Origin of the sequence: Pseudomonas sp. UBA4617 (assembly GCF_002386445.1) — a bacterium.
Lineage (GTDB): Bacteria > Pseudomonadota > Gammaproteobacteria > Pseudomonadales > Pseudomonadaceae > Aquipseudomonas.
Genome location: NZ_DGIR01000009.1, coordinates 55499 through 70001 on the forward strand (window position 1 = coordinate 55499; position 14503 = coordinate 70001).

14 protein-coding genes are annotated in these 14503 nt (G+C 64.1%); 6 read left to right on the forward strand and 8 right to left on the reverse strand.

Going from position 1 to position 14503, the window contains the following annotated elements; all coding sequences use genetic code 11:
• Positions 1-99: 99 nt before the first annotated feature.
• Positions 100-1185, forward strand: coding sequence for a hypothetical protein (locus B4L76_RS02475; RefSeq protein ID WP_296230255.1), 1086 nt, complete (start codon positions 100-102; stop codon positions 1183-1185).
• 315 nt (positions 1186-1500) lie between these two features.
• Positions 1501-1908 (forward strand): hypothetical protein, encoded by a 408-nt coding sequence (locus tag B4L76_RS02480; protein WP_296230256.1) that lies wholly within the window; start codon positions 1501-1503, stop codon positions 1906-1908.
• Between the two features lie 79 nt (positions 1909-1987).
• Here the strand turns inward: B4L76_RS02480 and B4L76_RS02485 are convergent, their stop codons facing one another.
• From B4L76_RS02485 to B4L76_RS02505, 5 genes are read right to left on the reverse strand one after another with little or no spacing between them, the layout of a single operon-like run.
• Positions 1988-2722, reverse strand: coding sequence for an amino acid ABC transporter ATP-binding protein (locus tag B4L76_RS02485; protein WP_296230257.1), 735 nt, complete (start codon positions 2720-2722; stop codon positions 1988-1990).
• Positions 2709-3359 (reverse strand): amino acid ABC transporter permease, encoded by a 651-nt coding sequence (locus tag B4L76_RS02490; RefSeq protein ID WP_296230493.1) that lies wholly within the window; start codon positions 3357-3359, stop codon positions 2709-2711. The genes B4L76_RS02485 and B4L76_RS02490 overlap by 14 nt, the downstream gene beginning before the upstream one ends.
• A complete protein-coding gene (locus B4L76_RS02495) occupies positions 3356-4021 on the reverse strand; it encodes an amino acid ABC transporter permease (protein WP_296230259.1) in 666 nt (221 codons plus the stop codon). Before B4L76_RS02495 ends, B4L76_RS02490 begins: the two co-directional genes overlap by 4 nt.
• A gap of 22 nt (positions 4022-4043) precedes the next feature.
• Positions 4044-4829, reverse strand: coding sequence for a transporter substrate-binding domain-containing protein (locus B4L76_RS02500; protein ID WP_296230260.1), 786 nt, complete (start codon positions 4827-4829; stop codon positions 4044-4046).
• Positions 4826-5083 (reverse strand): hypothetical protein, encoded by a 258-nt coding sequence (locus tag B4L76_RS02505; protein WP_296230261.1) that lies wholly within the window; start codon positions 5081-5083, stop codon positions 4826-4828. The genes B4L76_RS02500 and B4L76_RS02505 overlap by 4 nt, the downstream gene beginning before the upstream one ends.
• Positions 5084-5107: 24 nt before the next feature.
• On the opposite strand from B4L76_RS02505, the gene B4L76_RS02510 reads away from it, so the two are divergent.
• Positions 5108-5791, forward strand: coding sequence for a FadR/GntR family transcriptional regulator (locus tag B4L76_RS02510; protein WP_296230262.1), 684 nt, complete (start codon positions 5108-5110; stop codon positions 5789-5791).
• A gap of 154 nt (positions 5792-5945) precedes the next feature.
• The gene (locus tag B4L76_RS02515; RefSeq protein ID WP_296230263.1) at positions 5946-7283 is read left to right on the forward strand and encodes an MFS transporter; all 1338 of its coding nucleotides are present in this window, start codon (positions 5946-5948) and stop codon (positions 7281-7283) included.
• Positions 7284-7316: 33 nt separating this feature from the next.
• Here the strand turns inward: B4L76_RS02515 and B4L76_RS02520 are convergent, their stop codons facing one another.
• The 3 genes from B4L76_RS02520 to B4L76_RS02530 are packed head-to-tail and all read right to left on the reverse strand — an operon-like array spanning position 7317 to position 12918.
• Entirely contained in the window at positions 7317-10457 is a 3141-nt protein-coding gene (locus B4L76_RS02520; protein ID WP_296230264.1) for a CusA/CzcA family heavy metal efflux RND transporter, read from the reverse strand.
• A gap of 15 nt (positions 10458-10472) precedes the next feature.
• Positions 10473-11672: an efflux RND transporter periplasmic adaptor subunit gene (locus B4L76_RS02525; protein WP_296230266.1), complete on the reverse strand. Its 1200-nt coding sequence runs from the start codon at positions 11670-11672 to the stop codon at positions 10473-10475.
• Positions 11665-12918, reverse strand: a complete 1254-nt coding sequence (locus B4L76_RS02530; RefSeq protein ID WP_296230268.1) for a TolC family protein — start codon at positions 12916-12918, stop codon at positions 11665-11667. Before B4L76_RS02530 ends, B4L76_RS02525 begins: the two co-directional genes overlap by 8 nt.
• Positions 12919-13133: 215 nt before the next feature.
• Here B4L76_RS02530 and aroQ point away from each other — a divergent pair, with 215 nt between their 5' ends.
• Both aroQ and B4L76_RS02540 read left to right on the forward strand, forming a co-directional pair.
• Positions 13134-13583, forward strand: a complete 450-nt coding sequence (gene aroQ / locus B4L76_RS02535; RefSeq protein ID WP_296230270.1) for a type II 3-dehydroquinate dehydratase — start codon at positions 13134-13136, stop codon at positions 13581-13583.
• Positions 13580-14428 carry a shikimate dehydrogenase gene (locus B4L76_RS02540; RefSeq protein ID WP_296230272.1) on the forward strand — a complete coding sequence of 283 codons (849 nt, stop codon included), beginning with the start codon at positions 13580-13582 and terminating at the stop codon, positions 14426-14428. Before aroQ ends, B4L76_RS02540 begins: the two co-directional genes overlap by 4 nt.
• Positions 14429-14503: the final 75 nt, after the last annotated feature.

The window sequence follows — 14503 nt, forward strand, 5'->3', positions numbered from 1 at the left end:
CCACTGACAAGAAGCACAACTAACATTTCTGCCAGTGGTCACAACTTGTAACTTCAGGCCAAATCAATGCTCCAGGAGGCGATCAGAGGATGACCCGCCATGCGTACCCATACAGGAATCAAGTTTGCCTGTTCAACACTCATGATCCTGAGTTTGACCGTTCCTGCTATTGCCACGCTGAGTGCATCTGCCGAAGACCAAAGTACCCTTGCAGGAGCGGATGATCGCCGAGAGCAGGGGCAGCAGGAACCGATCACACCCGCAAGAAACGTGGTACAGAGCGAAGAGCAGGCCGAGTTGCTGCGTCGGCTGGCAGCCTCTCCGAAACTCATCGAACGGCTCAACAACCGCTATCAGAACACGCGTGCCAGTTGTCCAGATGGGCGCACGCCATTGTATTGTACAGGTCTGCTCATACGACGGTCCGTGTATAGCAGCAGTTTTGACTTCTGGACGCACAGCCCGGCAGCAAAAGCACTGGGATCAGTTACCCTCTCTTTTATCCGCGCAGATGCCAATACCAATGGCAACGATATCAGCAGTGGTTTTATCCTGATGGATGACGCCACCGCACAAGCCCGAGAAAAACAGATGCCGTCCTTTCGCTGCATCTATCCGTTCAGTGCAGGTACGCAAAATGCCAATCGACCGTTGCATGGATGCGGCTTCGCCAACAGCGAAGCCCCTCCAAGGGTAGATGAAAGTACGTGTGGCACATTAGCGGACCCTGCCATCACCGCAACCCGATGGATTGCCAATTTCCAGAGGTTCGGTTCCAACCGGGCCAACCAATGCTCATTAAGCACAAAAGTGCCTACACAGGTAATTGCCAGTCTAGAGGTTCGCCAACAACTTTCGACACCAACCGACACCTATGGCAATGAACTGCTGGCCGAACTCTGGGATGAACAAAAACCGGAGTCCCTGCCCATCGAAGCCTTCTTTTTCAACCCGAAAAAAAGCGGTTCCTTCAGCAGTGCACTGGAACTACGTGATGCTTACTACATCAAGACCTCCCAGCTCCTGCCCCTTGTGCGGCTAGACTTCAACGCTAGTGGCAACGCAATTGTCACGGCGCTTAGCGAGCAGGAACAAGGTGAGCAGATCAGCAACGGACTGAACCTCCGTTTGGCAACATTGGCGAAAACTGTGCGGGAAAAGCATCGTTGTACTGCAACGGCGTGATACTTCGCACAACCACGTTTGGTACCAACTTTCATGTATGGAATCCAAGCGAAAGATCGGTAATATCTGGCGCGGTATCCTTTTCCCTTGTGCGCAAAGACAGCGGAATGACAGTGCTCGCTTGGAACACTCTCTACCAAGGATTGATTTTCCAGCCGCTCGACAGCATCACCGAAAGTGGCATGTACCCCATTACTCCGCTGTGCATCTACCCCACAGACGCCGCGAGTTGGTACCGCGCCGATAAAGGGTGCGGCGCTCACTCCAGCTATCCGAACAACAGCCAAGCTTGTAGTGCGCAGAACGTTACTACGCTTGCAATTCAAAACGCATTTCCAGGCGGTAGTGGGAAATACAAGCGCCTTCAACGAACGCAACAAGCACCAGTGCAGCATGGGCATCACACCAAGCACCGTGCGTATCAGCTTTGACACACGCAACAACAATACCGTCAATCCTCAGCAACGGGCGCATCATAATGAATTGATGATCGGGACCTGGCCACAGGACATTCCCGACCTGCTTCCACTCGAAGCGTTCTTCTGGCTAGCCTCAGCTGACAACAACGGGCTTGAGCAGGCGAAAAACATGCAGCGCGACTTGATGACAACTGCCAAACTCTGGGTTCCGGTGATACGGCTGAATCTCAAAGCTGCCAATCCAGCAGAAACGTTTGCCTACGCAACCGAAGACCAGGCCTGTACCCGCACTCAATGCAACTGAGGTGAGCATGTAAACCACCGCAGCTCAACAGGCCTGTGTTGGCTTGCACGCCAACACAACCATCGAGCCTCGGCCGCGCCTAGGCCGAGGCCACCGCACCGATGAAGTTGGCCAGCTCCGCTGTCTGCGGCGCGGCGAACACCTCGCGTGGGTTACCCATTTCATGCACCTTGCCCTGGTGCATGAACACCAGCTTGTCGCCGACCTCACGGGCGAAGCGCATCTCATGGGTGACCATGATCAGGGTCATGCCCTCGCTGGCCAGCTGGCGCACCACGCCGAGCACTTCGTTGACCAGCTCGGGGTCGAGTGCCGAGGTGATCTCGTCGCACAACAGCACTCTCGGCGACATCGCCAGGGCGCGGGCGATCGCCACCCGCTGTTGCTGGCCACCGGAGAGCCGGTCGGGGTAGGCATCGAACTTCTCCGCCAGGCCCACTCGCGCCAGCATCTGCTCGGCCAGGCGGCGCGCTTCGGCGCGGCTGGCCTTCTTCACCACCTGCGGCGCCAACATCACGTTCTCGCCCACGCTCAAATGCGGGAACAGGTTGAACTGCTGGAACACCATGCCCACCTTCTGGCGCAAGGCGCGCAGGTCGGCGCGGCTGGCGTCGAGGTATTCACCGTCCACCTCGATCACCCCGTCGCTGATCGACTCCAGGCCATTGAGGGTGCGTAGCAAGGTGCTCTTGCCCGAGCCGCTGCGGCCGATGATGGCCACCACCTCACCCTCTTCGATGCTGAGGTCGACGCCCTTGAGCACGTGGTTGTCGCCGTAATACTTGTGCAACGCAGACACTCTAAGCAGGGGCATGCAGCCTCCTTTCCAGGTAACGGGCGCTCAGCGAGAGCGGATAGCAGAGAACGAAGTAGCCCAGCGCGACCAGGCCGTAGACCATGAAGGGTTCGAAAGTGGCATTGGCCAGCATGCCGCCGGTCTTGGTCAGCTCGGTGAAACCGATGATCGAAGTGACCGCCGTACCCTTGACCACCTGCACCGAGAAACCCACCGTCGGCGCCACGGCGATACGCAACGCCTGTGGCAGGATGACGTGGCGCAGCTGCTCCGGCCGGCTCAGCGCCAGGCTGCCGGAGGCTTCCCACTGGCTACGCGGGATCGCTTCGACGCAACCGCGCCAGATTTCGGCGAGAAAGGCGCTGGTGAACAGCGTCAGGGCAATGGCCGCAGCCATCCATGCCGACACATCGAGGCCGAACAGGGCAATACCGAAAAACACCATGAACAGCTGCATCAACAGCGGCGTGCCCTGGAACAGCTCGATATAGCCGCGCGCCAGGCCGCGCCACAGCCGCTGCCCGGACAGCCGTGCGACCAGCACCAGCAAGCCGGCAGCACCACCGCAGAGGAACGCCACCAGCGATAGCAGCAAGGTCCATTGCAGGCCGATCAGCAGGTTGCGCAGAATGTCCCAGAAGGTGAAATCCATCAGCGTCTCCCCATCAGCAGGCGCTGCCCCAGCCACGCCAGCAACTGGCGCAGGAGGATGGCCATGAGCAGGTACAGCGCGGTAGTCAGCAAGTAGGTCTCGAACGCGCGGAAGTTGCGCGACTGGATGAAGTTGGCGGCGAATGACAGCTCTTCGGTGGCGATCTGCGAACACACCGCCGAACCCAGCATGACGATCACGATCTGGCTCGACAGTGCCGGCCAGACCTTGGCCAGCGCGGGTTGCAGCACCACGTGGCGGAACGCTTCGAAGCGGCTCATGGCCAATGCCGCGGCTGCTTCCAGCTGGCCCTTGGGAATGGCCTGGATGCCTGCTCGGATGATCTCGGTGGAATAGGCCCCCAGGTTGATCACCATGGCCAGCACCGCCGCCTGCCACTCGGTCAGGCGCAGGCCCAGCGCCGGCAGGCCGAAGAAGATGAAGAACAGCTGGACAATGAACGGCGTATTGCGGATCAACTCCACGTACAGGCCGAACAGCGCATCGAAAGGCCGCACGTGCCAGGCACGTACACCGGCACCCAGCACGCCGATGGCCACGCCTAGCAGCGTGCCGACTGCAGTCAGCTGCAAGGTGAAGCCGGCGCCCTTGAGCAACAGGCCGACCTGGGCCAGCACGGGGGCGAAGTCGAATTCATAGGCCATGTCGGCAGGCTCCGAACAACACTCAGAAGTCCGCCGGCAGCGGCTGCTTCAGCCATTTCTCGGCATTGCGGTTCAGGCTGCCGTCCGCCTTGGCGGCGTCCAGCGTGGCGTTGACCTTTTCCAGCAGCGCCGGCTCGTTCTTGGCCAGCCCCACGTAGACTGGCGAGTCCTTGAGCTTGACCTTGACCACCGGCACCTTGGCCGGGTTCTTCTCGGCAATGGCGGCCATTACCACGCTGCCACTGGCGATCAGTTCGACCTGGCCGGAAAGATAGGCGGCGATGGTCGAGTTGTTGTCTTCGAAGCGCTTGATCACCGCCCCCTTGGGCGCCACGGCGCTGAGTTCCATGTCCTCGATCGAGCCACGGGTAACGCTGATGGTCTTGCCGGCGACCGCATCGATTCCGGCGATGTCAACTTCTGCCGGGCCGAACAGCGCCAGGTAGAACGGCGCATAGGGGCGCGAGAAGTCGATCACTGCGGCACGCTCGGGGTTCTTGCCCAGGCTCGAGATCACCAGGTCGACCTTGCCGGTGGTGAGGAACGGAATGCGGTTGGTGCTGTTCACTGGCGTCAGGGCCAGCTTCACCCCCAGCTTGTCGGCCAGCAGTTGCGCGGTATCGATGTCCAGGCCGCGCGGCTTGAGATCGGGGCCGACCGAACCGAATGGCGGAAAGTCCTGCGGCACCGCCACCTTGAGCACGCCACGGGTGCTGATGTCGGCCAGCGCATCGGCCTGGGCGGTAGGCAGTGCCAGGGCGCCGCTGCAGAACAGGCTGGCCAGGAACAGGGTGCGGAATGTCTTCATCGAACGGCCTCGCAGAGATCAACGGAAAAATGGTGCTGGCCAGACAGTGCACAGGGCATGCCAGCAAGCGCCGCCACCTCGCGCGAACGGGGCAGAGGCCGGTATTGAACGGTCTTACTGGTCTGAACAGTCAGCCCGCGCCGCTTGCCGAGCAAACGGCTGCGCCCCGCTTTTGTGCAGCCTGCCAGAACCTTGCGCCAGCGCGGCGCAACGCTTGCCAGCGCGGGGCAATAGCCGTAAAAAGCCAAGGTCATCGCCCTCCGACCGGTCTGAACAGCATGCTCGACACCCTCCCCCGCGCCGTCCCCGAACAGGCCCTGCAAGGCATTCGCAAGTTGATCGATGAAGGCGCCTATCAGCCCGGCGAGGCCCTGCCCTCGCAACGCGACCTGGCCGAGCAGTTGGGGGTCAGCCGGGCGTCGTTGCGCGAGGCCCTGTCATCCCTCAGCGCCCTGGGCCTGGTCAGCGTGCAGCCGGGCAAGGGGGTGTTCGTGCAGGTGCCGCCGCCCGTGGCGTTCGCCTGGCCCTACGCCGAACAGGTATCGGCCAGCGACACCTTCCAGTTGCGCTATGCCCTGGAAGGGTTTGCCGCCGGCCAGGCGGCACTGGCGCTGACGGCGGACGACATCGACCGCCTTGAGGAGAATGTCGAGGCGATGCGCCGGGAACTGCTTGCCGGCCGCTTCGAAGCAGCGGCCCGGCTGGACTTCGCCTTCCATCAGTTGTTGCTGCAGGCCTGCGGCAACCAAGCCATGCTGCAGGTGATCACCGCCAGCCAGGACATATTCCTGGAAAGCCAGAAGCTGCCGTTCATTCGCCCGGAGCGGGCCATGGAAACCTGGCAGGAACACCGCAAGATCCTTCGCGCCCTGTGCCGTCGCTCCCAGGCCGCGGCGCAGAAGGCGATGCAGGAGCATATCCGCAATGCGGCTTCACGCACCGGGGTGGTGTTTTCGGTGTAGCGCCTGGCCGATGCGGTCGAAACAGGCATCTGGAGGTCGCCCTGAACGAAGCGGGCAACTGCCCGGCTCGGTCTACTGGCCCTGATAACAACGATGGCGCGCTGAAGTGCGCCACATTCATCCAGGCTGCCTATGGAAACCGGAGAGCTTCCGTATGTCTGCATCGCATGAGGTATCCCCCGCCACCCTGCGCCGGGTGATCGCCGCCTCGGCCATCGGCAATTTCGTCGAATGGTTCGACTTCGCCGTCTATGGTTTTCTGGCTACCCTGATCGCCAGCCAGTTCTTCGCCAGCGGTGACGCCAGCGTGGCCTTGCTGAAAACCTTCGCCGTGTTTGCCGTGGCCTTCGCCCTGCGCCCGCTGGGCGGTATCGTGTTCGGCGCGCTGGGTGACCGCCTGGGGCGCAAGCGCATCCTGTCACTGACCATCCTGCTGATGGCCGGCTCGACGACCCTGATCGGCCTGCTGCCGACCTATGCCAGCATCGGCTTGGCGGCCCCCGCGTTGCTGACCCTGGCGCGCTGCCTGCAAGGCTTTTCTGCTGGTGGCGAGTATGCCGGGGCGTGCGCCTACCTGATGGAACATGCGCCCAACAACAGGCGTGCCTTCTATGGCAGCTTCGTGCCGGTCTCGACCTTTTCCGCCTTTGCCTGCGCGGCGGTGATCGCCTATGGCCTGGAGGCCAGCCTGTCGGCCGAGGCCATGAATGCATGGGGCTGGCGCATCCCGTTCCTCATCGCCGCGCCGCTGGGGCTGGTTGGCCTGTACCTGCGCTGGCGCATGGAGGAAACCCCGGCGTTCCGCGAAGCCCTCGCCGAAGGCAACGTGCATGAACATTCGCCGCTCAGGGACACCCTGCGCCACCATGGCCGGGCGATCCGCAACCTGGGCGCCTTCATCTCGCTCACTGCGCTGTCGTTCTACATGTTCACCACCTACTTCGCCACCTACCTGCAGCTGGTCGGCAACCTGACCCGCGCGCAGGCGCTGCTGGTGACCACGGTAGCCTTGCTGTTCGCCGCGATCGGCTGCCCGCTGGCCGGGGCGTTCTCGGACCGTGTCGGGCGGCGCAGGACCATCGGCTTCACCTGCCTGTGGGTGATGCTGTGCGTGTTCCCGGCCTACTGGCTGGCCAGTTCCGGTTCGATGCCTGGCGCGCTGCTGGGGGTGATCCTGCTGGCGATCGGGGCGTTGTGCAGTGGTGTGGTGACCGCGGCGTTGCTATCGGAAAGCTTCCCTACCCGTACCCGCTACACCGCTTCGGCGATTACCTACAATGTGGCTTACACGTTGTTTGGCGGTACCGCGCCACTGGTGGCGACCTGGCTGATCGGGCAGACCGGCAGCAACCTGGCTCCGGCGTTCTACCTGGTGGTGATCGCGCTGGTAGCGCTGCTGGGGGGCTTGGCGTTGCCGGAGACTTCACGGATTTCGTTGCATGATGAGGTGGAAGGCGACGGAGTGAGGACTGGGGCTCGTCGTACAGTCTGAGGATTCGGGGCCGCTTTGCGGCCCCCGACAGTCTCAAACCTCCTGCGCCTCTTCACGCCGGTACGCCCACTGGTACAACGCCGGTAACACTAGCAAGGTCAGCGCGGTGGACGACAGAATGCCGCCAATCACCACCGTCGCCAGCGGCCGCTGCACCTCCGCCCCGGTCCCGCTGGCCAAGGCCATCGGAATGAAACCCAGCGACGCCACCAGTGCCGTCATCAGCACCGGTCGCAAGCGCGTCAGCGCCCCCTCCTCGACCGCCACCCGCAACGTGCGCCCTTGCTCGCGCAGGCCACGGATGAAGGCAATCATCACCAGCCCGTTGAGCACCGCCACCCCCGACAAGGCAATGAACCCCACGCCGGCGGAAATCGACAGCGGAATGTCGCGCAACCACAGCGCCAGCACCCCACCCGTGAGGGCGAAGGGAATGCCGGTGAACACCAACAGGCCATCCCTGAGGTTGTTGAACATCATCAACAACAAGGCCATGACCAGCAGCAGGGCCACCGGTACCACCACCTGCAGGCGCGCGGCCGCCGACTGCAGCTGCTCGAACTGGCCACCCCAGCGCGTCCAGTAACCCGGTGGTATCGGCACCTGTTCGAGCAGGGCCTGTTCGGCCTCCTCGACGAACGAGCCCAAGTCCCGCCCACGCACGTTGGCGCTGACCACCACCACCCGCTTGCCATCTTCGCGGCTGACCTGGTTCGGGCCCAGTTGCAGGTTCAGGGTGGCCACTTGCGACAACGGAATGAAGGCGATCGGCCCGCCGCCGGCATTGGCCGGTACCGGAATCAACAGGCTGGCCAGCCCGTCGACATCCGTGCGCAGGGTTTCCGGCAGGCGCACGACCATGTCGAAACGGCGGTCGCCTTCGTACAGCGTACCGGCCGTGCGGCCGCCCACGGCGATGGCGATGGCGTCCTGCACCTCACCGACGTTCAGGCCATGCCGGGCCGCCTTGTCACGGTCGATGTCGATGGTCAGCACGGGCAGGCCGGTGGTCTGCTCGACCTTCACTTCGGATGCGCCCGGCACACCCTGCAGGCTGCTGGCGATCTGCCCGGCGGTGCGGTTGAGCACGTTCATGTCATCGCCGTACAGCTTCACCGCCACATCGCTGCGCACCCCGGAAATCAGCTCGTTGAAACGCAGCTGGATGGGCTGCGACAGCTCATGGTTGCTGCCCGGCACGCTGGCCGCGGCACGCTGTACTTGGGCAATCAGTTCCTCTCGCGGCTTGCCCGGGTCCGACCATTGCTCACGCGGGCGCAACATCACATAGGCATCGGAGATGTTCGGCGGCATCGGGTCGGAGGCGATCTCGGCGGTGCCGGTTCGGGCGAACACCCGCTGCACTTCCGGCACCTGGGCAATGATTGCCTGCTCCAGGCGCTGCTGCATGTCCACCGACTGCGACAGGCTGGTACCCGGCACACGCAGGGCCTGCAGGGCGAAGTCGCCCTCGCTGAGGCTGGGGATGAACTCGCTGCCCATGCGGCTGGCCAGCAATCCGGACAGCAGCACCAGGCTGGCGGCGGCGGCGAACGCCAGCCGGCGTCGGGCCAGCACCCAGGCCAGCAGCGGCGCATAGCGCTGGCGCGCCGTGCGCATCAGCAAGCCTTCTTCTTCCTTGACCTTGCCGGTGACGAACAGCGCAATGGCCGCCGGTACGAAGGTAACCGAGAGGAGCATCGCACCGAGCAGGGCCATGACCACGGTAAAGGCCATGGGGTGGAACATCTTGCCCTCCACCCCGGTCAGGGCAAAGATCGGCAGGTACACCACCATGATGATCAGCTGCCCGTAGAGCAGCGGCCGGCGCGCCTCGCGGGCGGCGGCGAACACCTCATGGAAGCGCTCGGCACGGGTCAGCATGCGTCCACGGCGTTGCTGGGCATGGGCCAGGCGGCGGATGGCGTTCTCCACGATCACCACCGCGCCGTCGACGATGATGCCGAAGTCCAACGCACCAAGACTCATCAGGTTGGCGCTGACCTTGTTGCCGAACATGCCGCTGAAGGTGAACAACATCGACAACGGGATGACCATGGCAGTGATCAGCGCGGCGCGAACATTGCCCAGGAACAGGAACAGCACGGCGATGACCAGGATGGCGCCTTCGACCAGGTTCTTCTTCACCGTGGCGATGGCTTTCTCCACCAGGTGGGTGCGGTCGTACACCGTCACGGCAACCACGCCCTTGGGCAGATTGCGGTTGATTTCCACCAGTTTGGCGGCAACCGCCCGGGATACCGCACGGCTGTTCTCGCCGACCAGCATGAACACCGTGCCCAGCACCACTTCCCGGCCATTTTCGGTCGCCGCGCCCGAGCGCAACTCCTCACCCAGGCTTACCTGGGCGACATGGCTGACCCGGATCGGCGTGCCATCGGCGGTCGAAATGACGATGTTGGCGATGTCCTCCGCCGACGCCACCTGGCCCGGCGCGCGGATCAGCCATTGCTCGCCGTTGCGCTCGATATAACCGGCGCCGACGTTGGCGTTGTTGCGTTCCAGCGCCGTGACCAGGTCGTTGAGGGTGAGCTTGTATGCCGCCAGGCGCTTGGGCTCCGGTGCAATCAGGTATTGCTTGGCATGGCCACCGATGCTGTTCACCTCAGCCACCCCCGGTACCGTGCGCAACTGTGGCTTGATGATCCAGTCCTGGATCACCCGCAGGTCGGTGAGGGTGTAGGGCGTGCCGTCCTCCTTCAGGGCACCCGGCTCGGCCTCCACTGTCCACAGGAATATCTCACCCAGCCCCGTGGAAATCGGCCCCATGCCGGCTTCGATGCCGTCGGGCAGCTGCTCGCGGGCCACTTGCAGGCGCTCGTTGACCAGTTGCCGGGCGAAGAACAGGTCGGTGCGGTCATCGAAAATGACCGTGACCTGCGACAGGCCCGAGCGCGACAGCGAGCGGGTCTGCTTGAGCCCGGGCAGGCCGGCCATGGCGGTCTCGATGGCAAAGGTGATGCGCTGTTCGGTCTCCAGCGGCGAAAAACCGGGCGCGGCGGTATTGATCTGCACCTGGACGTTGGTGATGTCCGGTACAGCATCGATCGGCAGGTTCTGGTAGCTATGGATACCTACCGCGGCCATCAGGACCACGGCCAGCATCACCACCAGGCGCTGCTCGATGGCAAATTGGATCAGGCGTTCGAACATGCTGGAGTTCCCCGATCAATGGCTGTGTGCAGCCGAGCCTTTGCCCAGCTCGGACTTCAGGACAAAACTGCCAGCGGCGGCCACCTGGGTACCGGCGGCCAGGCCGCTGGTGATTTCCACCTGGCCGGCGTCACGCCGACCGGTCTGCACCGGGCGGGCCTCGAAACCTGCTTCGCTGCGGGCAAACACCACGGTCTGTTCCTCCCAGGTTTGCAATGCGCTTTCCGGCACCACCACGGCAGCCCTGAAGCGCTCGAGGCTGACGGCAACATTGACGAACAGCCCGGGGCGCCAGGCGCCGTTGGGGTTGGCCAGGCTGACGCGGACAGTGGCGGCGCGGTTCTGCTCGCCGAGCAGGTTGCCAACGTAGTTGACCTTGCCCTCGACCCGGGCGCCGAGGTCCGGTGCGCTGACCGTGACACTGCGACCGGTCACCACCTTGTCCAGGTCGCGCGGGGCCACGGCAAAGGTGGCCCAGACCCGGTTCAGGTCGGACAGGGTGAAAGCGTTACTGGTCGCATCGACCACTTCACCCACGCTCAGGTGCTTTTCCACCACCACCGCATCGAACGGCGCACGCAATTCATAGCGATTACCGGCACCGGCCGGGCCCACGGCGGCGAGCTTCTGCCAGGCATTGGCCATGGCGATCTCGGCCTCCTGCAGCGCCTGGCGAGCCTGCAGGTAGTCCTGCTCGGCGCTGATGCGTTCCTGCCACAACTGTTGCTCGCGCTGGAAGGTCAGACGCGCCAGTTCCAGGCGGCGCTGGGCGGCCTGCTGTTCGCTGCGCAGGTCGGATATCTGCTGGCTGGCAATCACCGCCAGCACCTGGCCACGCTTGACCGCCTGGCCCAGTTCGGCCTGCACGGCCGCGACCACGCCCGGCACACGCGGCACGACATGCGCCGTGCGGTCTTCGTCGAAACGGATCTCACCCGGGAAGCTGATGGCATTGCCCAGTTCGCCTGGGCCGGCGGTGGCCAGCTGTACACCGGCAGCTTCGATCTGGGCGCGGCTCAAGTGCAGCTTGCCCGCTTCCTCGCCATGGCTTTGGCCGGCCGGTTCTTCGCCATGGCCGTGGCTGTCTTCGCCATGGTCGTCGGGAATGGCTTGTGCACTGGAAGCCTGGCCGAGGTTGCTGGTCCAGACCAGGCCCGCGAGGCCGAGTGCGGCAAGCGCTGCGACCAGAAGGGCGATCTTGCGTGGATTAGTCATTGTTGCTCCTGCTGTGCGGGTATTTGCCGAGGTCGTCGAGGTCGCCATAGATCCGCTCGATCTGCGCCCGCGCGTCGGTCGCCGAAGCCAACGCCTCGAGGTACAGCCCGCGCGCCTCGATCAACGTGCGCTGGGCGTCGAGTACATCGAGGAAGGCGAACTTGCCCATTTCGAAGCCGCGGGTGGCCGTGTCCACCGCCTGCTGCGCAGCCGGCAGGATGGTGCGGTCATAGGCCTGCACGTCCTGCATGGCCGTCGCCCACTGGCCGACAGCATTGCGCGTTTCACTGCGCAGACGCAGCGCCACGCCATTACGCAGATCCCGCGCCTGGTCGGCCCGGCGGGCTGCGGCCAGCACGTTGCCCTGGTTGCGGTCGAACAACGGCAAGGGCAGCGACAGGCCGACCACATTGACCCGCTCGCGATCTTCGCGGCTGTACTGGCTACCAAGGCTGACGGTGAGGTTGGGAATACGCAGGGCCTTCTCCGAGCCGAGGGACGCGTCGCCGCGCTCGACCTGGGTAGCAGCCAGGCGCCATTCGACAGTCTGCTCGACCCGGTCGAGCAACGCGTCAACGCTGGGCGCTGCGCCAGGGGACAGGTTGGCCGCCTGCAATTGCCCGAAGCTTGCCCGCGGGCTGCCGGTCAACCGTGCCAGGGCCTGGTAGGCCACGCTGCGCTGGGTGCGCGCGCGGCGCACTGCAGCCTCGGCTTGCGCCTGCTGCACCTGGGCGCGGGTAACTTCCACGGGTGATGCCTGGCCGGCAGCTACCCGCCCCTGCACCACCCGTAGCCCACGCTCGGTCAATGCCTGCGATTGTTGCGCCAGCGCCACCGCGGTTTGTGCGCGCAACGCAGCGTGGAAAGCCTGCACCACATCGGCGCGCAGGCCATTACGCTGGCGTTCGAGGTCAAGCTGGGCAATGGCCTGGCCGGCCTTGGCCACGGCAATGCGCGCGCCACGCTTGCCGCCCAGCTCCAATGGCTGGCTGAGCGTGACAGTGGTGGTGCTGGTGTCGCGGCGAGTGTCCTCCCGCTCCCAGGCCAGTTCCGGGTTGGGGATCAGCCCGGCCTGGCGCCGCTCGCCATCGGCGATGCCGATTTCCCGGCCAGCCGCAGCCAGCTCGGGGTTGTGGGCAAAGGCGGCGGCCAGCGCCTCGGGCAGGCTCAGGCTCTGGCTGGCCTGGGCGCCGGCGGCGCCCGCCAGCAACAGGCAAAGCAAGGCGATCTTGGGCGGGATGGGCACGTAACGGCTCCTCGTCGACGAACGTTGGCGAGGCACTGTAGAGAGCGCTGCTTATCGGGGCGGTGGCGTGGAAATTACAATTTCGTAATCAGTATTGCGGACACTGTGGTTCGATAATCGCCCACTTTTGCAGAGCCAGGGCTTGGCTGGATTGACTAAACTAACCAGTCGGTACATAACTGGATGCATCCAACAACAACAAAGCGATGCTCGTCATGAAGCCTGTCATTCTCGTGCTCAATGGCCCCAACCTGAACATGCTGGGCACCCGGGAGCCTGCCCAGTATGGTTACGAAACCCTTGCCGACCTGGCGCAGGGGTGTGCCGACACAGCCCAGGCCCATGGCCTGGAAATCGAATTCCGCCAAACCAACCATGAAGGCGAACTGATCGACTGGATCCACGCCGCCCGTGGTCGCTGTGCCGGCATCGTGATCAACCCCGGAGCCTGGACCCACACCTCGGTAGCCATCCGCGACGCGTTGGTCGCCGCCGAGCTGCCGGTCATCGAAGTGCATCTGTCCAACGTGCACAAACGCGAACCCTTCCGTCACCTGTCCTTCATATCGTCCGTCGCCGTCGGGGTGATCTGCGGCCTGGGCAGCCACGGCTACCGCATGGCCATCAGCCACTTCGCCGAAATGCTCCGGGAGCGCACTGCATGAGCCCGCAAGCCATTCTCGCAGGCCTGATCGGCCGTGGCATACAGCTGTCACGTACCCCGGCCCTGCACGAACACGAAGGCGATGCGCAGGCTCTGCGTTATCTGTACCGACTGATCGATGCCGACCAGCTGCAACTGGACGACAGCGCCCTGCCCGGCCTGCTCGATGCCGCGCAGTACACAGGCTTCACCGGGCTCAACATCACCTACCCGTTCAAGCAGGCAATCCTGCCGCTGCTCGACGAGCTGTCGGAAGAAGCCCGCGGCATTGGCGCAGTGAACACGGTGGTACTCAAGGACGGCAAGCGGGTCGGCCACAATACCGACTGCCTCGGCTTCGCCGAAGGCTTACGCCGTGGCCTGCCCGATGTGGCCAGGCGCCAGGTGGTGCAGATGGGCGCCGGTGGCGCAGGTTCGGCCGTGGCCCATGCCCTGCTGGGAGAAGGCGTCGAGCGGTTGATGCTGTTCGAGGTGGACGCGGCCCGTGCGCAGGCCTTGGTGGACAACCTCAATACCCACTTCGGCGCTGGCCGCGCCGTGGTCGGCAGCGACCTGGCTACCGCACTGGCCGAGGCGGACGGCCTGGTCAACACCACCCCGGTGGGCATGGCCAAACTGCCTGGCACACCGCTGCCGATAGAGCTGCTGCATGCGCGCCTGTGGGTGGCGGAGATCATCTACTTCCCGCTGGAAACCGAACTGCTGCGCGCGGCCCGGGCCTTGGGCTGCCGCACGCTGGATGGCAGCAACATGGCGGTGTTTCAGGCGGTGAAAGCGTTCGAGTTGTTCAGCGGACGGCAGGCGGATGCGGCGCGGATGCAGGCGCATTTCGCCAGCTTCACCTGACCGCACAGCCTTGCGCTGCACCGGTGGCAGCGGCCTTGCATGACACAAGGTCGCTGCCGCAGTCGATGCAGGCCA

Excerpts from the sequence above, each read along its gene's own strand:
- B4L76_RS02475 (WP_296230255.1), top strand. The coding sequence starts at position 100 with ATGCGTACCCATACAGGAATCAAGTTTGCCTGTTCAACACTCATGATC.
- B4L76_RS02485 (WP_296230257.1), bottom strand. The coding sequence starts at position 2,722 with ATGCCCCTGCTTAGAGTGTCTGCGTTGCACAAGTATTACGGCGACAAC.
- B4L76_RS02495 (WP_296230259.1), bottom strand. The coding sequence starts at position 4,021 with ATGGCCTATGAATTCGACTTCGCCCCCGTGCTGGCCCAGGTCGGCCTG.
- B4L76_RS02500 (WP_296230260.1), bottom strand. The coding sequence starts at position 4,829 with ATGAAGACATTCCGCACCCTGTTCCTGGCCAGCCTGTTCTGCAGCGGC.
- B4L76_RS02505 (WP_296230261.1), bottom strand. The coding sequence starts at position 5,083 with ATGACCTTGGCTTTTTACGGCTATTGCCCCGCGCTGGCAAGCGTTGCG.
- B4L76_RS02510 (WP_296230262.1), top strand. The coding sequence starts at position 5,108 with ATGCTCGACACCCTCCCCCGCGCCGTCCCCGAACAGGCCCTGCAAGGC.
- B4L76_RS02515 (WP_296230263.1), top strand. The coding sequence starts at position 5,946 with ATGTCTGCATCGCATGAGGTATCCCCCGCCACCCTGCGCCGGGTGATC.
- B4L76_RS02520 (WP_296230264.1), bottom strand. The coding sequence starts at position 10,457 with ATGTTCGAACGCCTGATCCAATTTGCCATCGAGCAGCGCCTGGTGGTG.
- B4L76_RS02525 (WP_296230266.1), bottom strand. The coding sequence starts at position 11,672 with ATGACTAATCCACGCAAGATCGCCCTTCTGGTCGCAGCGCTTGCCGCA.
- aroQ (WP_296230270.1), top strand. The coding sequence starts at position 13,134 with ATGAAGCCTGTCATTCTCGTGCTCAATGGCCCCAACCTGAACATGCTG.
- B4L76_RS02540 (WP_296230272.1), top strand. The coding sequence starts at position 13,580 with ATGAGCCCGCAAGCCATTCTCGCAGGCCTGATCGGCCGTGGCATACAG.